Annotated in this window: 19 protein-coding genes; 12 read left to right on the top strand and 7 right to left on the bottom strand. The window is 73.8% G+C overall.

What is annotated here, in order from left to right:
• Nucleotides 1-67 precede the first annotated feature (67 nt).
• The 3 genes from NF681_12255 (at nucleotide 68) to NF681_12245 (ending at nucleotide 3,206) form a co-directional block, all read left to right on the top strand.
• Nucleotides 68-1,027: a tripartite tricarboxylate transporter substrate binding protein gene (locus NF681_12255; GenBank protein ID UST53107.1), complete on the top strand. Its 960-nt coding sequence runs from the start codon at nucleotides 68-70 to the stop codon at nucleotides 1,025-1,027.
• 93 nt (nucleotides 1,028-1,120) lie between these two features.
• Nucleotides 1,121-1,681, top strand: a complete 561-nt coding sequence (locus tag NF681_12250) for a tripartite tricarboxylate transporter TctB family protein (protein UST53106.1) — start codon at nucleotides 1,121-1,123, stop codon at nucleotides 1,679-1,681.
• A 1-nt stretch (nucleotide 1,682) separates the two neighbouring features.
• Nucleotides 1,683-3,206, top strand: a complete 1,524-nt coding sequence (locus NF681_12245) for a tripartite tricarboxylate transporter permease (GenBank protein UST53105.1) — start codon at nucleotides 1,683-1,685, stop codon at nucleotides 3,204-3,206.
• Nucleotides 3,207-3,322: 116 nt separating this feature from the next.
• Here NF681_12245 and NF681_12240 read toward each other — a convergent pair whose 3' ends face one another.
• The 7 genes from NF681_12240 to NF681_12210 form a co-directional block, all read right to left on the bottom strand.
• Complete coding sequence (locus NF681_12240; GenBank protein ID UST53104.1) at nucleotides 3,323-3,703, bottom strand: hypothetical protein; 381 nt, start codon at nucleotides 3,701-3,703, stop codon at nucleotides 3,323-3,325.
• A gap of 149 nt (nucleotides 3,704-3,852) precedes the next feature.
• Nucleotides 3,853-6,999, bottom strand: coding sequence for an efflux RND transporter permease subunit (locus NF681_12235; GenBank protein ID UST53103.1), 3,147 nt, complete (start codon nucleotides 6,997-6,999; stop codon nucleotides 3,853-3,855).
• Nucleotides 6,996-8,156: an efflux RND transporter periplasmic adaptor subunit gene (locus NF681_12230; GenBank protein UST53102.1), complete on the bottom strand. Its 1,161-nt coding sequence runs from the start codon at nucleotides 8,154-8,156 to the stop codon at nucleotides 6,996-6,998. The genes NF681_12235 and NF681_12230 overlap by 4 nt, the downstream gene beginning before the upstream one ends.
• The gene (locus NF681_12225; protein UST53101.1) at nucleotides 8,153-9,859 is read right to left on the bottom strand and encodes an efflux transporter outer membrane subunit; all 1,707 of its coding nucleotides are present in this window, start codon (nucleotides 9,857-9,859) and stop codon (nucleotides 8,153-8,155) included. Before NF681_12225 ends, NF681_12230 begins: the two co-directional genes overlap by 4 nt.
• Nucleotides 9,856-10,575, bottom strand: coding sequence for a CerR family C-terminal domain-containing protein (locus tag NF681_12220; GenBank protein ID UST53100.1), 720 nt, complete (start codon nucleotides 10,573-10,575; stop codon nucleotides 9,856-9,858). The genes NF681_12225 and NF681_12220 overlap by 4 nt, the downstream gene beginning before the upstream one ends.
• A gap of 201 nt (nucleotides 10,576-10,776) precedes the next feature.
• Nucleotides 10,777-11,364 carry a YSC84-related protein gene (locus NF681_12215; protein ID UST53099.1) on the bottom strand — a complete coding sequence of 196 codons (588 nt, stop codon included), beginning with the start codon at nucleotides 11,362-11,364 and terminating at the stop codon, nucleotides 10,777-10,779.
• Nucleotides 11,365-11,578: 214 nt separating this feature from the next.
• The gene (locus NF681_12210; protein UST53098.1) at nucleotides 11,579-13,123 is read right to left on the bottom strand and encodes a DUF853 domain-containing protein; all 1,545 of its coding nucleotides are present in this window, start codon (nucleotides 13,121-13,123) and stop codon (nucleotides 11,579-11,581) included.
• A gap of 113 nt (nucleotides 13,124-13,236) precedes the next feature.
• Here NF681_12210 and NF681_12205 point away from each other — a divergent pair, with 113 nt between their 5' ends.
• The 9 genes from NF681_12205 (at nucleotide 13,237) to NF681_12165 (ending at nucleotide 22,323) form a co-directional block, all read left to right on the top strand.
• A complete protein-coding gene (locus NF681_12205) occupies nucleotides 13,237-13,542 on the top strand; it encodes a phosphopantetheine-binding protein (GenBank protein UST55756.1) in 306 nt (101 codons plus the stop codon).
• Nucleotides 13,543-13,596: 54 nt separating this feature from the next.
• Nucleotides 13,597-14,241 (top strand): hypothetical protein, encoded by a 645-nt coding sequence (locus NF681_12200; GenBank protein UST53097.1) that lies wholly within the window; start codon nucleotides 13,597-13,599, stop codon nucleotides 14,239-14,241.
• 112 nt (nucleotides 14,242-14,353) lie between these two features.
• Entirely contained in the window at nucleotides 14,354-16,177 is a 1,824-nt protein-coding gene (locus NF681_12195) for an AMP-binding protein (GenBank protein UST53096.1), read from the top strand.
• Entirely contained in the window at nucleotides 16,177-17,142 is a 966-nt protein-coding gene (locus NF681_12190) for an acyl-CoA synthetase (protein ID UST53095.1), read from the top strand. The genes NF681_12195 and NF681_12190 overlap by 1 nt, the downstream gene beginning before the upstream one ends.
• Nucleotides 17,114-17,728, top strand: a complete 615-nt coding sequence (locus tag NF681_12185; protein ID UST53094.1) for an outer membrane lipoprotein carrier protein LolA — start codon at nucleotides 17,114-17,116, stop codon at nucleotides 17,726-17,728. The genes NF681_12190 and NF681_12185 overlap by 29 nt, the downstream gene beginning before the upstream one ends.
• The gene (locus NF681_12180; protein ID UST53093.1) at nucleotides 17,725-20,181 is read left to right on the top strand and encodes a transporter; all 2,457 of its coding nucleotides are present in this window, start codon (nucleotides 17,725-17,727) and stop codon (nucleotides 20,179-20,181) included. Before NF681_12185 ends, NF681_12180 begins: the two co-directional genes overlap by 4 nt.
• Entirely contained in the window at nucleotides 20,178-21,032 is an 855-nt protein-coding gene (locus NF681_12175) for a polysaccharide deacetylase family protein (GenBank protein UST53092.1), read from the top strand. Before NF681_12180 ends, NF681_12175 begins: the two co-directional genes overlap by 4 nt.
• On the top strand, nucleotides 21,029-21,844 hold the full coding sequence (locus NF681_12170) for a class I SAM-dependent methyltransferase (protein UST53091.1): 816 nt from the start codon (nucleotides 21,029-21,031) through the stop codon (nucleotides 21,842-21,844). Before NF681_12175 ends, NF681_12170 begins: the two co-directional genes overlap by 4 nt.
• Complete coding sequence (locus NF681_12165; protein UST53090.1) at nucleotides 21,841-22,323, top strand: hydroxymyristoyl-ACP dehydratase; 483 nt, start codon at nucleotides 21,841-21,843, stop codon at nucleotides 22,321-22,323. Before NF681_12170 ends, NF681_12165 begins: the two co-directional genes overlap by 4 nt.
• The last annotated feature ends 28 nt before the right edge of the window (nucleotides 22,324-22,351 follow it).

Below are 22,351 nucleotides of genomic sequence, written 5' to 3'. Positions count from 1 at the left end.
GGAGCGCGGCGCATCATAGCGGCCGACCGGCGGCATTGCCGACAAACACCATCAGGAGACACCCATCATGCGTCGCGATACCTTCCTCAAGTCACTGGCCGCACTCGCCGCGGCCGGCGCCCTCCCGCTGTCGGCCCGTGCCGCCACCAACGTCAAGATGATGATTCCGGCGAACCCGGGCGGCGGCTGGGACACCACCGGCCGCGCGCTGGGCAAGGCCATGACCGACGGCAAGCTCGCCGACACCGTGACCTACGACAACAAGGGCGGCGCCGCCGGCGCGCTGGGCCTGGCGCAGTTCATCAACGGTTCCAAGGCCGACCCGAACGCGCTGATGGTCATGGGCGCCGTGATGCTCGGCGGCATCATCACCGGCAAGCCGCCGGTGAACCTGTCGCAGGCCACGCCCATCGCGCGCATCTCCAGCGAATACAACGTGTTCGTGCTGCCGGCGAACTCGCCCTTCAAGACCATGGCCGACGTTGTCGCCCAGCTCAAGAAGGACCCGGGCAGCGTCAAGTGGGGCGGCGGCTCGCGCGGCTCCACCGAGCACATCGCGGCGGCCATGATCGCCCAGAAGGTCGGCGCCGACCCGTCCAAGATCAACTACGTCGCCTTCCGTGGCGGCGGCGAGGCGACGGCGGCCGTGCTCGGCGGCAACGTCACCGTCGGCGGCAGCGGCTACAGCGAGTTCGCCGAGTACATCGCCGCGGGCAAGATGCGCGCCATCGCCGTCACGTCGGCCAACCGGCTGCCCGGCATCGACGTGCCCACGCTCAAGGAACAGGGCATCGACGTCGAGATCGGCAACTGGCGCGGCGTGTACGGCGCCCCGGGCATCTCGGCCGACCAGCGCAAGGCCCTGACCGATCTGGTGCTGGCCGCCCTCAAGACGCCGTCGTGGGCCGAGGCATCGAAGAAGAACGACTGGACGCCCGCCGTGCTGGCCGGCGAGCCCTTCGCCAAGTTCGTGGACGACGAGTTCGCGAGCCTGCGCGCGACCATGACCAAGTCCGGCATGGTCTGACCCCGCGGGTTCCACGACCCGCCGGTCTCCCCGAAGGCACGTCGCGCGACGTGCCTTTTTTCAATCCCCTTCCGTTGTTCCGGAGCAGCCCCCATGACCCCTGCCGACGCTTCTGCGAATCCCTTCGCGCCGCACGATCCACCCCCCGTCCCGGTGGCGACCTGGCCCCAGACGCTGGTCGGGCTCGGCGTGCTCCTCACCGGCCTGGGGCTCGCCTTCGGCGCGCTGAGCATCTCCTCGGAGGCCGGCTACGGCGGCGTCGGCCCCAATTTCCTGCCCTGGCTGGTGTCGATCGTGCTCACGCTGTGCGGTGCCTGGATCGTCTGGGAGTCGCGCACCGGCGGCTTCCGCGAGATGGACCCGCCCTCGGACGCGGTCGGCGCCTACTGGCCCGGCTTCGTCTGGGTCACGGCCGGCCTGCTGCTCAACGCGGCGCTGATCACGACGCTCGGCTTCATCTTCAGCTGCACGCTGTGCTACCTGCTGGCCGTGCAGGGCCTGCGGCGCGCCGCCGGCCAGCCGCAGGCGAATTCGCCGCGCGCCTGGGTCATGGACGCCGTCACGGGGCTGCTGATCGCCGCGCCGGTGTTCTGGATGTTCACGCAGTTCCTGGCCATCAACCTGCCGGGCCTGACTTCGACGGGGTGGCTCTGACATGGAAATCTTCAACGCGCTCATGGCCGGATTCGCCGCGGCCATCACCCCGGCGAACCTGCTGTGGTGCCTGGTCGGCTGCGCCCTGGGCACCGCCGTCGGCGTGCTGCCGGGCATCGGCCCGGCGGTGGCGGTGGCGATGCTGCTGCCCATCACCGGCAAGGTCGACGTCACGGCCTCGATGATCTTCTTCTCGGGCATCTACTACGGCGCCATGTACGGCGGCTCCACCACCTCGATCCTGCTCAACACCCCCGGCGAGACCGCCAGCATGGTGACGGCGATGGAGGGCAACAAGATGGCCAAGAGCGGGCGCGCCGGGGCGGCGCTGGCGACGGCGGCCATCGGCTCGTTCGTGGCCGGCAGCATCGCGACGGTCGTCGTCACCCTGTTCGCGCCCTTCGTGGCGGAGTTCGCGGTCAAGCTCGGCCCGCCGGAGTATTTCCTGCTGATGCTGCTGGCCTTCACCACCGTGAGCGCGGTGCTAGGCAAGAGCACGCTGCGCGGCATGACGGCGCTGTTCATCGGCCTGGCCGCGGGCTGCATCGGCCTCGACCAGATCTCCGGCCAGGGCCGCTACACCGGCGGCGTGCCCGAACTGCTCGACGGCATCGAGATCGTGCTGGTCGCCGTGGGCCTGTTCGCGGTGGCCGAGGTGCTCTACGCGGTGCTCTACGAAGGGCGCGTCGTGGAGGGCCAGAACAAGCTCAGCCGCGTGCACATGAGCGCGCGCGACTGGAAGCGCTCGATCCCGGCTTGGCTGCGCGGCACCGCCATCGGCACGCCCTTCGGCTGCATTCCGGCCGGCGGCACCGAGATCCCGACGTTCCTGAGCTACGCGATGGAGAAGAAGCTGGTCAAGAACCCGGAGGACCGCGCCGAGTTCGGCACCAAGGGCGCCATCGAGGGCGTGGCCGGCCCCGAGGCGGCGAACAACGCGACCGTCACGGCCGCGCTGATCCCGCTGCTCACGCTGGGCATTCCGACCTCCAACACCACCGCCATCCTGCTGGGCGCGTTCCAGAACTACGGCATCCAGCCCGGTCCGCAGCTCTTCACCACCTCCGCCGCGCTGGTCTGGGCGCTGATCGCCTCGCTCTACATCGGCAACGTCATGCTGCTGGTGCTGAACCTGCCGCTGGTCGGCCTGTGGGTCAAGCTGCTGAAGATCCCCAAGCCCCAGCTCTACGCCGGCATCCTGATCTTCGCGACGGTCGGCGCCTACGGCATGCGCCAGAGCGCGTTCGACCTGTTCCTGCTCTACGCCATCGGCGTGCTGGGCGTGATCATGCGGCGCTTCGACTTCCCGACCGCCCCGGTGGTCGTGGGCATGATCCTCGGCCCGCTGGCCGAGGCGCAGCTGCGCAACGCCATGTCGATCGGCGAGGGCAGCGCGCTGGTGTTCCTGCAGCGCCCGATGTCGATCGCGCTGGTGATCGTCGTGCTGGCGGTGCTGGTGCTGCCGCGCCTGGCCAAGCGCATGAGCGACCGCAAGATGAAGGCACTGGCGCAGATCGACGCCTGACGGGCCGGGCCGCCCGAGCGGCCACTCGCGCGACGCCCCGCACCCTTCATGGGTGCGGGGCGTTTCTTTTCGGGGCCTTCACCGGAAGCGACCTGCGGCGGCCGCCGGCCGCCGGCTCAGCGCGGCACGCCGATGCCGTCGGCTGGCACGACGATGGTGGCGCGGCCGTCGTCGGAGGTCACGGTGTTCGATCCCGAGCGCGGCGCGATCGAACCGCTGGGCGCGATCACGGTGGCACGCCCGTCCCGCGTGTCGATCTCCGTGTTGGGGGGCGGGCCGCCCAGCGTGCGGTCGAGCGCCGCGCCGGCCGCGCGCACGCAGCCGTTGCGCGCCGGCGCGGGCAGGTCGCTGCGGTTGCACTCGGCGATGCGCGCCTCGTAGCGCCGCTGGGCCTGCGCCGCGTCGCCGTCCGCGGACGGCTGCTGCGCGAAGGCGCCGAGCCCCGTCACGAGGGCGGCGCCGGCGAGGGCGTACGGTAGGCGGATGGCGACGGGCATGGCGGACTCCGGGGACTGGGTGGAACGGCAGGGTCGCCGGCCGGCCGCGCGGTGCGGGTGCGTGGCCGCAGCGTGCGGCGGTAGGAAGAAGGCCGGTCGTGGGCCGTCGCCGGCCGGCGGCCCGTCGCGCGCGGGTCACCGCCCGAGGCTCATGGCGGCCCGCGCGGCGGCGCAGGGCGTGCCGCGGCCGGCCGCGTCTCGCCGGCATGCCCGCGCAGGCGCCGCACGACGCGCCGCAGCCACTGCTCCAGGTCGTCGACGTAGGTGAAGACGGCCGGCACCACCAGCAGGCTCAGCACCGTCGAGGTGATGAGCCCGCCGATCACCGCCATCGCCATCGGCGAGCGGAAGCTCGAGTCGGCCGCGCTCCAGCCGAAGGCGATCGGCATCATGCCGGCGCCCATGGCGATGGTGGTCATCACGATGGGCCGGGCGCGCTTGTGGCAGGCGTCGCGCAGGGCGTCCCAGCGGCTCATGGGCTCGACCACCGGGTGGCCGTCGGTCCCGTCGTTGCCGCGCCGCGCGACGATGGCGTACTCCACCAGCAGGATCGAGTTCTTGGTCGCGATGCCCATCAGCATGATCAATCCGATGAGGGAGGGCATCGACAGCGCCTTCTGCCCCAGCAGCAGCCCGACGAAGGCGCCGCCGAGCGCCAGCGGCAACGCGCACAGGATGGTCACCGGCTGCAGGAAGTCCTTGAACAGCAGCACCAGCACGATGTAGATGCACAGCACGCCGGTCAGCATCGCCAGGCCGAAGCTGTTGAACAGCTCGGTCATGACCTCGGCGTCGCCGACCTCGGCCACGCGCACGCCCGGGGGCAGCGCGCGGATCGAGGGCAGCGCCATCGCGGCCGTCTTGGCGTCGCCCAGGCCGACGCCGGACAGCTCGATCTCGAAGTTGACGTTGCGCGAGCGGTCGTAGCGGTCGATGACGGCCGGGCCGCCCTCCATCGTCAGCTCGGCCACCTGGCCGAGCATCACCGGCCCGCGCGCGCCGCGCACGGCCAGGCGTTCGAGCAGCGCCAGGTCCTGGCGCGCCGAGTCCTCCAGCTTGACCACGATCGGCACCTGGCGCTGGGCCAGGTTGAGTTTGGGCAGCAGCTGGTCGTAGTCCCCCACGGTGGCGATGCGCAGGGTCTCGGCGATGGCCGAGCTGGTCACGCCGAGGTCGGCGGCGCGCGCGAAGTCCGGACGCACGGCGATCTCCGGGCGGATCAGGCTGGCGGTGGAGGTGATGGCGCCCAGGCCCGGGATGGTGCGCAGGTCGCGCTCGACGGCGCGCGCGGCCGTGGTGAGCGCCACCGGGTCCTCGCCGCTGAGCGCGAGGATGTATTTCTCGCCGGAGCCGCCCAGCCCGACCGTGCTGCGCACGCCCGGCAGCGAGGCCAGCGCCGCGCGGATCCGGTTCTCCACCACCTGCTTGCGCGGCCGGTCCCCGCGCGGGTCGAGCTTGACCGTGAGCGTGGCCTTGCGCGTCTCCGGCGTGCCGAAGCCGGCGAACGGGTCGCCGCCGGCGCTGCCGCCGCCCACCGTGGTGTAGACGCTGCGCACGTGGGCCACCGCCATCAGGCGCAGGCGCGCGTCCTCGGCCGTCGCGCGGGTCTGGGCCAGCGTGGCGCCGGGAGGCAGCGAGAGGTAGACCTGCGTCTGCGAGTTGTCGTCGGGCGGAATGAAGCCGGTCTTCAGCAGCGGGATCATGGCGATCGAGCCGATGAAGAACAGCGTCGCCATCGCCACCGTGGCCAGCCGGTGGCGCATGCACCACTCGGCCATGCGCATGTAGACGCGCAGCCAGCCGGCTTCCTTTTCCTCGGTGACGATGGGCTTGAGCAGGTAGGCCGCCATCATCGGCGTGAGCACCCGCGCCACCACCAGCGAGGCGAATACCGCCAGCGAGGCGGTCCAGCCGAACTGCTTGAAGAACTTGCCCGCCACGCCGCTCATGAAGGCCGTGGGCAGGAACACCGCGATCAGCGTGAAGGTGGTGGCGATCACCGCCAGGCCGATCTCGTCGGCCGCCTCCATGGCCGCGTCGTAAGGGCTCTTGCCCATGCGCAGGTGGCGCACGATGTTCTCCACCTCCACGATGGCGTCGTCCACCAGGATGCCGATCACCAGCGACAGCGCCAGCAGCGAGATCACGTTGATCGAGAAGCCCAGCAGGTGCATGCCCACGAACGCCGGGATCACCGACATCGGCAGCGCCACGGCCGAGACAAAGGTCGCGCGCCAGTCGCGCAGGAACAGCCACACCACGACCACCGCCAGGATGGCGCCCTCGTAGAGCAGGTGCAGCGAGCCGTCGTACTCCTCCTGCACCGGCTCGACGAAGTTGAAGGCCTCGGTCAGCTGGATGTCGGGGTGCTGCGCGCGCAGCTCCAGCAGCGCCTGCTGGATCAGGGCGCCGACGGCGACCTCGCTCTGGCCGCGGCTGCGCGCGACCTCGAAGCCGACCACCGGCTTGCCGTCGAGCAGGGCCGCCGCGCGCGGCTGGGCGATGGTGTCGGTGATGCGCGCGACCTGATCGAGCCGGATGCGCCGGCCGTCCGACAGCGGGATCTGGATGTCGCGCAGGGCGTCGGCCGAGCGCACGGTGGCCAGGGTGCGCACCGGCTGCTCGCTGCCGCTCAGGTCGGTGCGCCCGCCGGCGCTCTCGGTCTGCACCTGGCGCAGCTGGCGCGAGATGTCCGAGGCCGTCGCGCCGAGGGCCTGCAGCCGGCCCGGGTCGAGGTCGACATGGACCTGGCGGGTGACGCCGCCCACGCGGTTGACCGCGCCCACGCCGGGCAGCGCCAGCAGCTTCTTCGTCACGTCGTTGTCGACGAACCACGACAGCGACTGGTCGTCCATCCGCGACGAGGCGATGGTGAAGGCCAGCACCGGCTGGGCCGCGAAGTCCAGCTTGGTGATGACCGGGTCGCGCACGTCCGCGGGCAGGTCCGCCCGCACGCGCTGCACGGCCGAGCGCACGTCGTCGACCGCTTCCTGCACCGGCTTCTCCAGGCGGAATTCGATGATCAGCGTGACCGCGCCGTCCTGCACCTTGGTGGTGATGTGCTTCAGGCCCGTGACGGTGGCGATCGAGTTCTCCAGCTTGCGCGCGACGTCGGTCTCCAGCTGGGAGGGCGACGCGCCGGGCAGCGCCGCCGACACCGTCACGGTAGGCAGGTCGATGTCGGGGAAGTTCTGCACCTTCATGGCGTTGAAGGACAGCAGCCCGCCGAAGGTGAGCAGCACGAACAGCATCACCGCCGGGATCGGGTTGCGGATGGACCAGGCCGAGACGTTCACGGTGCCACCACCCGCACCAGGTCGCCGTCGTTGAGGAAGCCCGCGCCCTGCACGACCACGCGCGCGTCCGCCGGCAGCGGCGTCAGCACCTCCACCCGGTCGCCGACGCGGCGTCCGGTCTCGATGCGCAACTGCGCGACGCGGCCGTCGGGCTGCATCAGCATCAGGTGGTTGAAGCCGTCGCGCGGCACGACCGAGGCCTGCGCGACGGTGGCCGCGTTCGTGCGGCCGAGCTGGAAGTCGCCGCGCGCGAACATGCCGGCCTTGAAACTGCCGCCGCCGCCGCCCGAGGCCGTGGCCTGCGGCACGGCCGGGAGGTCGACGTAGACCAGCGCGGCGCGCGTCTGCGGGTCGACCGTCGGCGCGATGCTGCGCACCTTGCCCTGCACCTGCGCGCCGCTGGCGGCCACCACCACCGCCGGCGTGCCGATGGCGATGCGGCCGAGTTCGGCGGCGGTCACCTCGGCACGCCATTCGAGCCGGCCCTGGCGGATCAGGCGGAACAGCTCGGTGCCGGCGCCCACCACGCCGCCCACGGTGGCCGCGCGGGCCGAGATCACGCCGTCGTCGGGCGCCAGCACCTGCGTGTTGCGCCCGCGCACCTGCTGCGCCGCGAGCACCGCCTCGGCGGCCGTGACGCGCGCCCGGGCGGTCTGCTCGGCGGTCTGGTACTGGTTGATCTGCTGCTGGCTCAGGGCGCCGGTCTGCGCCAGCGTGCGCGCGCGCGCGGCGTTGCCGGCGGCGTCGGCGGCCGTGGCGCGGGCCTCGGCCAGCGAGGCGCGGGACTGGGCGACCTCGGCGTTCACCGTCTCCGGCGAGAAGCGCGCCAGCACCTGGCCCTTGCGCACCACGTCGCCGACGTTGGCGCGCACCTCGGCCAGGCGCAGGCCGTTCGACTCGGAGCCGACGATGGCCTCCTGCCAGGCCGCGACGTTGCCGTTGGCCGCGAGGGTGACGGCGAGTTCGGTGGTCTCGGGCGCGGCGACCGTGACGGCGAGCACCGGGCGCGCCGGCGCCGCCTTTCCCGCCTCGACCGACGGGGCCGCTGCGGCGCCTTCGGCCGGCCGGCCGCGCGCGGTCCAGTACGCGACGCCGCCGGCCACGACGAGCACGGCCGCGAGCGCGACGATCAGGAGGGAACGTTTCGGTGTCTTCATGGCAGTCGGGGGGAGGACGGAGGGCGCGCGGTGGCGCCGGTGTCGGTGCCGGTGTCGGCGGTCGCGACGGGCAGCGCGGCCAGGGGGAGTGGACCGTCGGCCGCGGCCGTGGCGGTCTCGCCCGGGCGCGTCCAGCCGCCGCCGGTGGCGCGGTAGAGCGCGACCCAGGCCGCGGCGCGTTCGCGCTGCAGCGCCACGCGCGCGGTCTGGGTGGCGAACAGCGTGCGGCGCGCGTCCTCCAGCTCGAACAGGCTGGCCAGGCCGCTGTCGTAGCGCGCCTGGGTGGCGTCGAACGACACCTGGTAGTTGCGCACGGCGGTGTCGGCATCGCCCGTGCGGTCTTCGGTGCCCCGCAGGTTGACCAGCGCCTCCTCGACCTCGCGCACCGCCTGGCGGACGCCGGCGCGGTAGAGCGCCACGGCTTCTTCGTAGCGGGCGCGGGCGGCGCGGGCGTTGGCCGCCCGCACGCCGCCGTCGAAGATCGGCAGGCCGATGGCCACGGGGCCGATCGTCCAGGTCTGCAGCGCTTGGCGCGCGCCGCCGCTGCGCAGCTGCAGCGCGGCGATCGAGCCCTGCAGCCCGAGGCTCGGATAGCGCTCGGCTTCGGCCGCGCCGACGTCGGCGCTCGCCGCCGCCACGGCCTGCTCGGCCACGTAGACGTCCGGCCGCTGGGCCAGCACCCGGGCCGGCACGCTGGCCACGGACGGCACCGGCGGCAGATCGCGCTCGGCCGGCGCGGCGTCGAGCAGCGCGTCGAGCGCGCCGCCGTCGATGGCGGTCAGCGCGGCCAGGGCCTTGCGCTGCAGGTCGCACTGGACGCGCTGCTGCGTCAGGCGGGCCGATGCGTCCGCGGCGCTCGCACGCGTCAGCGCGGCGCTGGCCGGCGCGCTGAAGCCGGCATCGGCCGACAGGCCGGTCAGGCGCGCGGTCTCGGCGCGCGAGCGCGCGTCGGAGGTCGCGACGGCGAGCTGGCGCCGGCAGGAGCGCTCGCCGAAGTACAGGTTGGCGGCTTCCGCCGCCACCGAGACGCGCGCGTCGTGCCAGCGGGCGTCCGCGCCGCGCCGGCGGGCATCGGCCGCGTCGCGGCCGGCGCGCAGGCCGCCGAAGAGGTCCAGCTCCCAGCGCGACTGCAGGCCGCCCTGCAGCGTCGTGAGCCCCGGGAGCGTGGTGGCGCCGCCGCCGGCCGCGACCCCGGTGCCGAACGGCGAGTTGCTGCGCTGGGCCGACAGCGTGCCGTCGAGCGTTGGCAGCAGCGCGGCACCGGCCTGCGTGCGGGCCGTGTCGGCTTCGGCGATGCGCGCGGCGGCGCTGGCGACGGTCGGGTTGGCGGCCTGCGCGGCATCGATCAGCGCGGACAGCGCCGGATCGCCGAGCCGGCGCCACCACGCCGCGAGCGCCGCCGTCGAGCCCTCGTGGGGCAGGGCCGATGCCGGGACGCCGGCGTCGCCCGGCGGCGCCGTTCCGGGCGCCGCCTCGGGCACCGCGCCGGCCCCGACCGGGACCGATGCCGCCGGCATCGGCCGAGGGGCCCGCGCGTCCGGCAGGGGCGCGTTCCATCGCGCCGGCGCCGCCGCGTCGACCCGCGCGGGCGGTCGGGTGAGCCCGCACGCCGACAGCAGCGCGCAGGCGACCAGCATCGACGCCTTTGCGAACGGCGCCGGGCGCAGCCCGCACGGTGCGAGGGCGCCGGGTGCCCGCGTCATGACCGGTCCTCCCGCGGCGCGCGGCGCCGCTCGGCCTCGGCCTCGATCAGCGCCATCGCGTGGCCGTGCAGGCGCAGCGACCACGCGTCGACGGCCTCGGGCGATGCGAGCAGCGCCGGCCGGATCGCGCCGATGGCGTCCTGCATCACGAACAGCTGCACCGCCAGGCCGACCACGGCCAGCGCCAGCCGGTGCACGTCGTCGTCGGCGCGGGCGAGCCCGAGGTGGCGGCACAGCAGGCGCACCATCGCCTCGTGCGGCCCCCGGATGTCGCGTTCGACCTCCCGGGCCCAGCGGCCGGTCGGCTCGATCATCTCGCGCATGTGCAGGCGCATGCACTGCCGCGCGGTCTCGCCGTGCTTGAGGGGCGCCACGTAGGCCTCGAAGAACCGGCGCAGGGTCGGCGAGGTGGCGCCGTCGGGCGCGTCGATCAGCGCCACCAGTTCGTCCACGCTGCCGCCCATGGGCTCGTTGAACGTCGCCGCGTAGAGCCCGGCCTTGTCGCCGAAGTAGTAGCTGATGGCGGCGATGTTGGTGTTGGCGGCCTGGGCGATCTCGCGCGTGGAGGTGCGCGCGAAGCCGTTCTCCGCGAACAGGGCCAGGGCCGCGTGGAGCAGGCGGCCGCGCGCCTCGATGCCGTCGCTGCGCATGGCGCGCGGCGCGGGGGAAGGGGGCGGGTTCGGGGGGCGGTCGGAGGCGGGGGCGACGTTCGGCATGGACGCGGATTACAGCACAAGATCAATCGATCGATTGATCTTGTGCGCGCCATGCGAGCTGCCGTCGGCGGACGCGAGAAGGCCGGCCATCGCGTTCCGGTGTCGGAACGCCATGGCCGGCCTTCGGGGGGGTGGCGCGCGGGAACGCGCCGGGTCGCCTGCATCCGCGCAAGGCGCGCGGGAGCGGGACGACGTCGCGGCTTACAGCGAGATTTCGGTGATCTTCGCGCCCTGGACCGACACGCCGGCTTCCAGGCCGACGTTGGTCAGCACGAAGCCCACGACCGGCTGGCGGACCGTGTTGGTGTCGACCGAGCCGTTGGCGCCGATCGTGGCCAGGGCCACGGTGGCGTCGGCACCGGCGGTCCAGCCCTTGCTGTTGCGGAACTTGGCGAGCGACTCCTGCGTGGTGAACAGGTAGATCACGGCCTTGGACTGGGCGCCGGCCTGGAAGCCGATCGAGCCGGCCGTGGTGCTGTAGTAGGCCTGGGTGCGACCGGCCGTGCGCAGCACGCCGCGGCCGTACTCGGCACCCACGCCCAGGCTGGCGCCGACGACCGCCGGGAACACCAGCACGCCCTGCGACTTGGCGACGAGTTCACGCGAACCCGGCACCGTCGCGTACAGCTTGGACAGGGCCGCATCGGCCTGGGCGTCGAGCGAGGAACGGCTCGACGCGTTCGAACCCATGTCGCCGGGACGGGTGGTGGTGCAGCCGACGAAGGCGGCGCTGCAGGCCGCGACGGCGGCGATGGTGGCGAACGTGCGGAAACGCGAGGTGACTTGCATGTGACAACTTTCCTTGGAGATGAACCAGACCTATCGTTGCCGCCACCGAGGCGGCTGCTGGTCTGTGCTGGCATCCTAGTGGCGGCGAGCGCCGGTTTCCAGGGGGCTGGCCCATTGCCGGCACTCGCCTACGCGAGGTCGCGGCATCGATGGCGTCGCCGGTCGGGGCCGCGTCCGACCCCGGCGCCGGTGCGCGCCACCGCACGCGCCTCGCTCAACGTCGCTGCTTGCCGCCGAAGATGCCGCCGAGCACGCCGCGCAGGATCTCGCGGCCGACGCTGCTGCCGATGGTCCGCACGGCCGATCGCGCCATGGTCTGCGCCAGGCCGTCGTGGCGACCCCCGCGCGGGCCGGTGTGGCCGAACAGCAGGTCGCCGAGACCGCCCGCGAGCCCGCCGCCGGCGGCGGCTTCCGGCGTGGCCGGCGCCGCGCCTCCGGCCACGGCACCACCGCGGCCGGCCGGCGCGGGCGCGGCCGGCGCGCTCGCCGCGCGCGCCTGCAGTTTCTCGTGCGCCGATTCGCGATCGACGGCCTGCTCGTAGACGCCCGCGACCAGCGAGCCGTCCCGCAGCACCTGGCGCTCGGCCGGCGTGACCGGCCCGATCCGGCTGCCCGGGGGCAGCACGTACACGCGCTCGGTCACGCTCGGGCGGCCCTGGTCGTCGAGCAGGCTGACCAGCGCCTCGCCCACGGCGAGCTCGGTGATCACGGCCTCCAGGTCGAGCCCGGGATTCGGGCGCATCGTCGAGGCCGCCGCCTTCACGGCCTTCTGGTCGCGCGGGGTGAAGGCGCGCAGGGCGTGCTGGACGCGGTTGCCGAGCTGCGCGAGCACGGTGTCGGGGATGTCCAGGGGGTTCTGCGTCACGAAGTAGACGCCCACGCCCTTGGAGCGGACCAGCCGCACGACGAGTTCGATGCGCTCGACCAGCGCCTTGGGCGCGTCCTTGAACAGCAGGTGCGCCTCGTCGAAGAAGAAGGCCAGCACGGGCTTGTCGGGGTCGCCGATCTCGGGCAGGTGCTCGAACAGCTCCGACAGCAGCCACAGGAGGAAGGTGGCGTAGAGGCGCGGCGCGTTCATGAGCCGGTCGGCGGCCAGCACGTTGACCACGCCCCGGCCGTCGACGGTCTGCAGCAGGTCGCGGACGTCGAGCATCGGCTCGCCGAAGAAGCGGTCGCCGCCCTGGCTCTCGATCTGCAGCAGGCCGCGCTGGATCGCGCCGATGCTCGCGGCGCTGACGTTGCCGTAGGCGGTGGTGAACTCGCTCGCGTTGTCGCCCACGTGGCGCAGCATGGCGCGCAGGTCCTTCAGATCGAGCAGCAGCAGCCCGTGGTCGTCGGCGATGCGGAAGACCAGGTTGAGCACGCCGGCCTGGGTGTCGTTGAGGTCGAGCATGCGCGCGAGCAGCAGGGGGCCCATGTCGGAGACCGTGGCGCGCACCGGGTGGCCCTGCTCGCCGAAGACGTCCCACAGCGTGACGGGGCAGGCGAGCGGCGCCGGCGGCGCGATGCCGCGCGCGGCCAGGGTCGCGGCGAGCTTGCCGGCGATGGCGCCGGGCTGACCGATGCCGGCGAGATCGCCCTTGACGTCGGCCATGAACACCGGCACCCCGATGCCCGACAGCCGCTCGGCGAGGGTCTGCAGCGTGACCGTCTTGCCGGTCCCGGTGGCCCCGGTGATCAACCCGTGCCGGTTGGCCAGCGCGGGCAGCAGGAAGCATTCGGTCGTGCCGTGTCGGGCGAGCGCAAGCGGTTCGGGCATGGGGGCTCCGGAGTGGTCGGGAGCGGGCAGTCTAGCCAAACCGGCCTCCTATAATTCGCCGCCCTCGCGGGTCACCCGCGCCATCGTTTTCAGGAGTCCGCCGCGTGTCATCGATCCCCCCTTCCGTTCCCGCCGTCGGCGGTGCCGCCGCCGGGCAGACGCCCCTGGAGCACGAGCTCGCCGTGCTGCTTGTCGACTCGCTCAACCTCGAGGTCGCCGCCGCCGACGTCGATCCCGACGCGCCGCTCTACGGCGAGGGGCTGGGTCTGGATTCGATCGACATCCTGGAAGTGGCGCTCGAGGTGTCGCGCCGCTACGGCTTCCAGCTGCGCTCGGACGACGAGCGCAACCAGCAGATCTTCCAGTCGCTGCGCACGCTCGCCACCCACGTCGAGCAGCACCGCGGCGCGACCGCCTGAATGACCCGTCCGCACGCGCGGGAGGGTCGGCGCCCGCGGGCGCGGGACTGACGCATGTCGCGCTGGCGTCTGGCCTCGATGCTGCTGGCGGGGATCGCCTATGCCGGCGTGTCGCACTGGATGATGGTGTTCCATCCGCATGCGCCGTGGGCCATGGCGGTGCTGCTGGGGCCGCTGTGGCTGACGGCCCTCGGACTGGGCGGCGCGCGCTTCGGCGGCCTGGGCGTGGCGGTGGCGGCCGTGGCCGGCGGGATCGCGTTCTGGCTGATCGCGCGCGGCGCGGTGGGCGACCCCGACCGGCTCTACGTGCTGCAGCATTTCAGCATCAACGCGGTGCTGGGCGGCTGGTTCGGCGGCACGCTGCGCGGGGACCGGCTGTCGCTGATCGGCGAATTCGCGAGCCGCGTCCAGCGCATGGAACCCGGACTGCGCGAGTACACGCGCCAGGTCACCTGGGTCTGGACCGGCTACTTCGCGCTGACGGCCGTGGCGTCGATCGCGGTGTACCTGTGGTTGCCGTTCGCGGCCTGGTCGCTGCTGGCCAACGTCGTCAGCCCGGTCCTGGTCGGCGTGCTGTTCGTGGGCGAGCACCTGGTGCGCCATCGCATCCATCCTGAATTCCAGCGCACCCGCATGATCGATGCGGTGCGCGCGTTCTACGGCGTGTCCTCGGTCGCGGAGCCGCCGGCCAAGCCCTGAGCCCGGCGACCGGACGCCTTCGGGGCGCCGGTGCGCCACGCTCCGTTTTCCATTCCGCCCAGATCCTTCCGTCCAGCGCGCTAGCACCCGCAGAACCCGCAGAGGCCCGGCCATGTCGAACGAATCCCTTCTTCCTTCCTCTTCCTCCTCCCCGTCCCTCCCGTCGATGCTGCCGCTGCTGGCCGTGCGCGACCTCGATGCGCCCCTGGCCTGGTGCGCCGGCGAGCCCGTGACCGGCCACACCTACCTGAAGGACGTCGACTGGCTCGCCGCCGGTCTCGCCGCGCGCATGCCCGCGGGCGGCCCGGTCGTCAACCTGTGCAACGACCGCTATGCCTTCGCCGTCGCGCTGGGGGCCGCCCTGGTGCGCGGCCAGCCCAGCCTGCTGCCCCCCGACGCCCGCGCCGACACGCTCGCGCGCCTTCGCCAGTCCCATGGCGACCTGGTCGTGCTGACCGACGAGCCGTCGCTGCAGACGCCCGGCCTGTCGCGCGTGCTGGTGCCGTTCGGCGCGGCCGGGGCCGGCGGCGCGAAGGTGTCGACCGCGGGCGAGGGCGCCGCGCCCGGCGCGCCGGTGCCCCTCGTCCCGGGCGACCTGCACGCCGTCAGCCTGCTGACGTCGGGCTCCACCGGCGTGCCGCAGCCCCATGCCAAGCGCTGGGCCACGCTGTGCGGCGACGTCGCCGCCGCCGTGGGCCGTCTCGCGGCGTGCATCGGGCGACCTTCGCTCGCCGAACTCACGCTGGTGGCGACCGTGCCGGTGCAGCACAGCTACGGCCTCGAATCCTCGGCGCTGCTGGCGCTCCTGGGCGGCGCCGCCTTCGACAGCGGCCGGCCGTTCTTTCCGGCCGACATCGCCGCGGCGCTGGCCTCGGTGCCCCGGCCGCGCGCCCTGGTCACCACGCCGTTCCATCTGAAGACCTTGCTGCTGGCGGGCATCGCGCTGCCGCCGGTGGACCTGATCCTGTCGGCCACCGCGCCGCTGTCGCCGCAGCTCGCCGCGCAGGCCGAGGACGCCCTGGGCGGCGTGCTGGTGGAGATCTACGGCAGCACCGAGTCCGGCCAGGTCGCCGCGCGGCGACCCACGGTCAGCGAGGTCTGGAAGAACTTCGGCGAGATCCGCGTGCGCGCCGAGCCCGTGGCGGCCGTGCCGGACGGTCCGGCGGGGGACGGGGCCACCGAGCGCTTCGTCTTCGAAGGCGACTTCATTCCCGAGCCCACGCCGATGGCCGACGTGCTGGAGCTGCTGGACGACCGGCGCTTCCGCCTCCTCGGGCGTTCCAACGACCTGATCCACGTGGCCGGCAAACGCAGCTCGCTCGGCCACCTGAACTACCACCTCAACAGCATCCCGGGCATGGAAGACGGCGCCTTCTGGCTGCCCGACGAGCAGGCCGACGGCGTGGTGCGCCCCGTGGCCTTCGTGGTGGCGCCGACGCTGGACGCGGCGGCGGTGGTCGCGGCGCTGCGCCAGCGCGTCGAGTCGGTGTTCGTGCCGCGGCGCGTGGTCCACGTGGCGTCGCTGCCGCGCGAGGGCACGGGCAAGCTGACGACGCGCGCGCTGCGCGAGTTCGCGCTCGCGCAGCTCGCCGGCGACGACACGCCCGTGCGCGTCACGCACACGGTGCCGGTCGACCATCCGGCCTTCGCGGGGCATTTCCCGGGCCAGCCGCTGCTGCCCGGCGCGCTGCTGGTGGCCGAGGTGAGCGAGGTCCTGCGGCGCGTGCCGGCCATGGTCGCGCGGCTGGGGCCGACACCGGCGCTCGCCGCCGTCAAGTTCCTCGCGCCGGTGCGCCCCGGCGCCGAACTGCTCGTCGAGCTGCTGCCCGAAGCCGGCGCGGGGCGCGGCGTGCGCTTCGAGGTCCGCCAGGGCGAGGTGGTGGCCGCCAGCGGACGCTGGGTCGCGCCGGCACCGGCGCCGGCAGAGGCACGCTGATGGACCAGGTGGCGGGCGACTGGACCCGCAGGCCCGAGCGCAGCAACATGCTCGCGCTGCGTTTCATGTGCTGGATCGCGCTGACCTTCGGGCGCCGCGTCACGCGCTGGCTGCTGCCGCCGGTGTGCGCGTATTTCATGGTCTTCGCGCCGTCGTCGCGCCGGCACGTGCGCCGCTACCTGGGCCGCGCCATCGGGCCCGGGGCGGGCTGGACCGACGCCTACCGGCTGTTCCACACCTTCGCCTCGACGCTGCTCGACCGGGTCTACCTGCTGCGCGGACGGCTCGACCTGTTCGACGTGCGCGTGGCCGGTCATCCGCCGGTGGAGGCCGAGGCCGTCGCCGGAAACGGCGCCTTCCTGATCGGCGCGCATTTCGGCAGTTTCGAGGCGCTGGGCGCCTGCAGGCAGCAGAGCGCCGATCAGGAGGCGTTGCGCGTGGCGATGCTGATGTTCACCAGCAACGCCCGGCGCATCGCCGCCGTGCTGGACGCGATCAGCGTGCCGGCGATGCGTCCGCACGTCATCGCGCTGGGTCAGCCGCAGTCCATGCTGGCGCTGCGCGACTGGCTCGACGGGGGCGGCCTGGGCGGCATGCTGGCCGACCGCACGCTGCCGGCCGACGACGCGGCGTCGGTGCCCGCGCCGCGCGAGCACCGCGGCGGCACGGTGATGCTGCCGTTCCTCGGTCGCACGGCGGCTTTCAACGACGGTCCGTTCCGGCTCGCGGCGCTGCTGCGGCGCAAGGTGTTCTTCATGGCCGGCGTCCACCGGGGCGGCGCCCGCTACGATGTGACGTTCGAGCCGCTGGCCGACTTCAGCGAACGCGTGAAGGACCCGGCCGAGCGGGAACGACGCATCCGCGCGGCCATCGAAGCCTATGTCGCGCGCCTCGAATCCCTGTGCCGCGCCCATCCCTACAACTGGTTCAACTTCCATGATTTCTGGCTCGAAGACGCGGCTTGACCCGATGCGGCGCGCGCGCCGCGGCACCCGGTGCGCCGTGGTCGCCGGCCTCCTGTGGCTGGCGGCGGCGGCCCCGGCGTGGGCCTTCGACCTGCCCGAGCTGATGGCGCTGCTGGCCCGGCAGACGCACGCGGAGGCGCGCTTCGTCGAGCAGCGGCAAGTGCGCGGCTTCGACGGCCCGCTCAACGCCAGCGGCACCCTGAGCTTCACCGCGCCCGACCGGCTGGTGCGCCGCACGACCTCGCCGCGCGCCGAGACCATGGCCGTCGACGGCAACAACCTGACCCTCACGCGCGGCGGCCGCACGCGCAGCATGACCCTCGACAGCGTGCCCGAGCTGCTGGGCCTGGTCGAGGCGATGCGGGCCACGCTGGCGGGCAACGCCACCGTGCTGGAGCGCTACTTCAAGCCCCGGCTGGACGGCAGCGCCGCGCAGTGGACGCTCGACCTCGCGCCGGTCGACGCCCGCCTGGCGCAGCAGGTCGACGGCTTCCGCCTGAGCGGACGCGGTGGCGAGGTCCTGGGCGTGGAGATGGAGTTCCGCGGCGGCGACCGCTCGGTCATGACCATCTCGCCCAACCGATGAGCCGGCCGGCCGGTTCGCGCGTGCCGTCCCCGACGTCCGGCCAGGGCCCGGGCGGCTGGCGCCGCGCCCTCGTCCTGCTGCTGTGGGTGGCGGCCCTGGTCGCCGGTGCGGCGGTCGTCGCGCGCACGCCCTTCAGCGCCGATCTGTCGGCGTTCCTGCCGGCCAATCCCGACGCGCGTCAGCGGGTGCTGATCGAGCAGCTGCAGAGCGGCGTCGCCTCGCGCACGCTGATGGCGGCGGTGGAGGGCGGCACCGGCGCGGCACAGCGCGCGGACGTCTCGCGCGCCCTGGGCAAGGCGATGCGCGCCAGCGGCCTCTACGAACAGGTGCAGAACGGCGACACCACCGACTGGCAGGACGCCGGCACCTTCGTCTTCGACCGCCGCTACCAGCTCTCGCCGGACGTGTCGCCCGCGCGCTTCACCGCCGACGGCCTGCGCGATGCGATCGGCGACACCATCTCGCTGCTCGGCACGCCGGCGGGCAACCTGATGCGGCCGCTGTTCGAGCGCGATCCGACCGGCGAGACCGCGCGCGTGGCCGAGGTGCTGATCCCGGCGACCTCGCCGCGCACGGAGGAGGGCGTGTGGGTCTCGCGCACCGCGCCACGCGCGCTGCTGCTGGCCACCACCCGGGCCTCGGGCAGCGACATCGACGCGCAGGCGGCGGCGGTGGCGCGCGTCCAGGCCGAGTTCGACCGCATCGTCGCCACGACCGGCGCGGCGTCGGCGGCCGGCACCGCGTCCGCCACGGCCCCGAGGCTGCTGCTGAGCGGCGCACCGGTGTTCTCGGTGCAGAGCCGCGACAAGATCAAGGGCGAGGCCGTCCACTTGGCCGTGGTCGGTGCCCTGGTGATGGGCGCGCTGCTGCTGGCGGCGTTCGCCTCGCCGCGCGCGCTCGTCGTCGCGGTGCTGCCGGTGCTCACCGGCGTGGTCGCCGGCACCGCCGCCGTGGCGCTGGTCTTCGGCTCGGTCCACGGGCTGACGATGGGTTTCGGCAGCACGCTGATCGGCGAGACGGTCGACTACGCCATCTACTACCTGATCCAGGCGCGCGGCGCGGCCGTGCCCGGCACCGGCTGGCAGCGCTGGCGCGACCTCAACTGGCCGACCGTGCGGCTCGGCCTGCTGACCTCGGTGGTGGGCTTCGCCGCGCTGCTGTTCTCGGGCTTCCCGGGGCTGGCGCAGCTCGGCGTGTTCTCCATCGCCGGCCTCGTGGCCGCCGCCTTCGTCACGCGCCACGGCCTGCCGATGCTCGCTCCCGACGGTGCCAGCGGGATGGGCCTGCGCCACCGCATGGCGCAGCTCGCCGGCGCCATCGTGCGGTTGCTGCCCCGCCTGCGGCCGGTCTTCGTGGCGCTGGGCATCGGCGCGGTGGGGTTGATGGTGTGGCAGGGCGGCCACCTGTGGCGCGCCAACCTGTCGTCGATGAGCCCGATCTCGCAGGCCGCGCAGGACCTCGACGCCGGCCTGCGCGCGGACATCGGCGCGAGCGACGGCGGCACGCTGGTGGTGATCCAGGCCGACGACGTGCAGGCCGCGCTGCGCGCCACCGAGGCGGCCGGCGAGAAGCTCGACGCGCTGGTGGCCGAAGGCCGGCTGGCCGGCTACGAGAGCGTCGCGCGCCTGCTGCCGAGCGAGGCGCTGCAGCGCGACCGCCTGGCCAGCCTGCCCGACGCGGCGACCCTGCGCGCGCGCCTGGCCGAGGCCGCCGCCGACCTGCCGCTCGCGCCCGCGCGCCTGGAACCCTTCGTCGCCGCCGTCGAGGCCGCACGCGTCCTGCCGCCGGTCACGCGGGCCGACTTCGCCGACGGCACCCTGGCGCCGATCGTGCGGGCGCTGCTGTTCGAGCGTCCCGGCGGCGGCTGGGCCTCGCTGATCGCCCTGCACACCACCGAGCGCTTCGACGCCGCCGGGCTCGCCGCCGCGCTGGCGCCGCTGCCGCAGGTCCAGGTGGTCGACATCGGCCGCGAACTGGGCAGCCTGTACGACCGCTACCTGCACGAGGCCTTCGTGCAGGTGATGCTGGGCGCGACGGCGGTGGTCGTGCTGTTGGGGCTCTACCTGCGCTCGCTCAGGCGGCTGGTCGCCGTGTGCCAGCCGCTGCTGCTGGCGGTGGTGCTGACGCTCGGCGGCATGGCCGCGCTGCAGGTGCCGCTGGGCATCCTGCACCTGGTGGGGCTGCTGCTGATCGTGGCGGTCGGCTCCAACTACGCGCTGTTCTTCGACCAGCTGCAGGTCACCGGCCGCGCCGACGAGGACACGCTGGCCTCGCTCATGCTGGCCAACCTGACCACCGTCGTGTCCTTCGGGCTGATCGCGATCTCCGACATCCCGGCGCTGTCGGCCATCGGGCGGGTGGTGGCGCCGGGCGCGCTGCTGGCGCTGCTGTTGTCGGCCGCGTTCGCGCGCCGCTCCGCGGTGCTCGATCCCCTGCCTCGCGGCGCCCCATGACTGCGTCCCGGACCCCCGCCCACGTCGACGCCCACGCCGGCGCTCCGCCGCCCGGGCGCTGGCCGCTGCCGCGCCTGGTGACCGCCAGCGCCGGCCTGCACGTCGCCGCGCTCGGCGCCGCCGCCTGGGTGCCGGGCGCGGCGCCGTGGGCGCTGGGCGCGGTGGCGCTCAACCACGTCCTCATCACGGGCGTCGGCCTCACGCCGCGCAGCCGCTGGCTGGGGGCCAACGTCACGCGGCTGCCCGCGGCCGCCGCGGCACGCCGCGAGGTGGCCCTGACCATCGACGACGGCCCCGACCCCGAGGTCACGCCGCGCGTGCTCGACCTGCTGGACGCCCACGGCCAGCGCGCCACCTTCTTCTGTATCGCCGAACGCGCCGCCGCGCACCCGGGGCTCGCGCGCGAGATCGTCGCGCGCGGCCACAGCGTGCAGAACCACACCGCGCGCCATCGCCACGACTTCTCGTTCCTCGGCCCGCGCCGCTACACGGCCGAGATCGCGCGCGCGCAGGCGATGCTCGCCGGCATCACCGGCGAGACGCCGCACTGCTTCCGGGCGCCGGCCGGGCTGCGCAATCCGTTCCTCGCGCCGGTGCTGCACCGGCTCGGCCTCGTGCTGGTGAGCTGGACGCGGCGCGGCTTCGACACGCGCGAGCGCGATCCGGGCCGCGTGCTGGCGCGCCTGACGCGCGACCTCGCGCCCGGCGACATCCTGCTGCTGCACGACGGCAACGCCGCGCGCACCGCGCAGGGCCGGGCGGTGGTGCTCGACGTGCTGCCGCGCCTGTTCGAACGCTTCGACAACGACGGCCTGCGCGCCGTCACCTTGACCCAGGGACTCTCCGAATGAAGGTCGACGCACCGCCACCCACGGCCGCCGCTGCCGGCGCCGCGCCGCCGCCCACGGCCGACGCGGCCTGGCACCACCTGCACGACGAGGCGACGGCGCCGTACCGCCAGGGGGGCCGCTTCGCCTGGCACTTCGCGCGCGGCAAGCTCGGGCGCGACCCGGTGTTCCGCAGCCTGATCGAGCGCGGCCTGATCGGCGCGCAGCGTGCGCGGGTGGTCGACATCGGCAGCGGCCAGAGCCTGATCGCCAGCCTGTTGTCGGTGGCCGCGGCCATGCAGGCCCAAGGCCGGTGGCCGACCCGCTGGACCCCGACGCCTCCGCGCGTCGACTACACCGGCATCGAACTCATGCCCAAGGACGTGGCGCGCGCCCAGGCGTCGCTGCGGGCGCTCCGGCCGCCACCCACCCTCGTGTGCACCGACATGCGCACGGCCGTGCTGCCGGCCTGCGACCTGGTGGTGATCCTGGACGTCCTGCACTACGTCGACCCGGCCGCGCAGGCGGGCGTGCTGCGCCGGGTGCGCGACGCGCTCGCCCCGGGCGGCCGGCTGCTGCTGCGCATCGGCGACGCGTCGAGCCCGCGCGGCTTCGCGGTCAGCCAGTGGGTCGACCGCACCGTCACGCGCGTGCGCGGCCACCGCGTCTCGCCGACCTGGGGGCGCACCCTGCCCGAATGGAAGGCGCTGCTCGCGGGCCTGGGATTCACGGTCCAGAGCGTGCCCATGAGCGAGGGCACGCCGTTCGCCAACGTGCTGCTCGTCGCCGACCTTCCCGCCACCGCCCACGGCGCGTCCGCGCCGCGCCCGACATGACCTCCGCCCCGTTCCAGCCCCAGACCCTCGACCGCATCGGCATCGCCCGCCGCATCCCCCACAGCGGCACGATGTGCCTGCTCGACGGCCTGCGCGCCTGGGACGCCGAGGCCATCCACTGCACCGCGACGAGCCACGCGGATGCCGACAACCCGCTGCGCACGGCCAGCGGCCTGCTGGCGTCCAACCTGATCGAGTACGCGGCGCAGGCGATGGCGCTGCACGGCGGCCTGCTCGCGCCGCCGGACGCGGCGCCCTCGGCGGGCTTCCTGGCGAGCGCGCGCAACGTGCGCTTCGCCGTCGCGCGCTTCGACGACGTCGCGGGCGAACTGCACGTCCATGCCCGCCGGCTCTCCGGCGATGCCCAGCAGATCCTCTACGCGTTCGTCGTCCGGGACGCGGACGACCGTTCCCTGGGCGAAGGCCGGGCCGTCGTCGTGCTCAACCGGGCCGTCCCCGATCCTTCCACCCCGAAATGAGCGGCCGCCACGGCGGCGCGCGCGACCG

The sequence above is a fragment of the Comamonadaceae bacterium OTU4NAUVB1 genome (genome assembly GCA_024372625.1).
Lineage (GTDB): Bacteria > Pseudomonadota > Gammaproteobacteria > Burkholderiales > Burkholderiaceae_C > Variovorax.
Note: the sequence above shows the minus strand (reverse complement) of the source record. Positions and strands in the feature narration are given on the sequence as shown.

Coding starts and splice junctions, on each gene's coding strand:
- NF681_12180 (UST53093.1), top strand. CDS start 17,725: ATGAGCCGGCCGGCCGGTTCGCGCGTGCCGTCCCCGACGTCCGGCCAG.
- NF681_12220 (UST53100.1), bottom strand. CDS start 10,575: ATGCCGAACGTCGCCCCCGCCTCCGACCGCCCCCCGAACCCGCCCCCT.
- NF681_12170 (UST53091.1), top strand. CDS start 21,029: ATGAAGGTCGACGCACCGCCACCCACGGCCGCCGCTGCCGGCGCCGCG.
- NF681_12195 (UST53096.1), top strand. CDS start 14,354: ATGTCGAACGAATCCCTTCTTCCTTCCTCTTCCTCCTCCCCGTCCCTC.
- NF681_12175 (UST53092.1), top strand. CDS start 20,178: ATGACTGCGTCCCGGACCCCCGCCCACGTCGACGCCCACGCCGGCGCT.
- NF681_12250 (UST53106.1), top strand. CDS start 1,121: ATGACCCCTGCCGACGCTTCTGCGAATCCCTTCGCGCCGCACGATCCA.
- NF681_12190 (UST53095.1), top strand. CDS start 16,177: ATGGACCAGGTGGCGGGCGACTGGACCCGCAGGCCCGAGCGCAGCAAC.
- NF681_12185 (UST53094.1), top strand. CDS start 17,114: ATGATTTCTGGCTCGAAGACGCGGCTTGACCCGATGCGGCGCGCGCGC.
- NF681_12165 (UST53090.1), top strand. CDS start 21,841: ATGACCTCCGCCCCGTTCCAGCCCCAGACCCTCGACCGCATCGGCATC.
- NF681_12255 (UST53107.1), top strand. CDS start 68: ATGCGTCGCGATACCTTCCTCAAGTCACTGGCCGCACTCGCCGCGGCC.
- NF681_12240 (UST53104.1), bottom strand. CDS start 3,703: ATGCCCGTCGCCATCCGCCTACCGTACGCCCTCGCCGGCGCCGCCCTC.
- NF681_12245 (UST53105.1), top strand. CDS start 1,683: ATGGAAATCTTCAACGCGCTCATGGCCGGATTCGCCGCGGCCATCACC.
- NF681_12215 (UST53099.1), bottom strand. CDS start 11,364: ATGCAAGTCACCTCGCGTTTCCGCACGTTCGCCACCATCGCCGCCGTC.
- NF681_12200 (UST53097.1), top strand. CDS start 13,597: ATGTCGCGCTGGCGTCTGGCCTCGATGCTGCTGGCGGGGATCGCCTAT.
- NF681_12210 (UST53098.1), bottom strand. CDS start 13,123: ATGCCCGAACCGCTTGCGCTCGCCCGACACGGCACGACCGAATGCTTC.
- NF681_12225 (UST53101.1), bottom strand. CDS start 9,859: ATGACGCGGGCACCCGGCGCCCTCGCACCGTGCGGGCTGCGCCCGGCG.
- NF681_12230 (UST53102.1), bottom strand. CDS start 8,156: ATGAAGACACCGAAACGTTCCCTCCTGATCGTCGCGCTCGCGGCCGTG.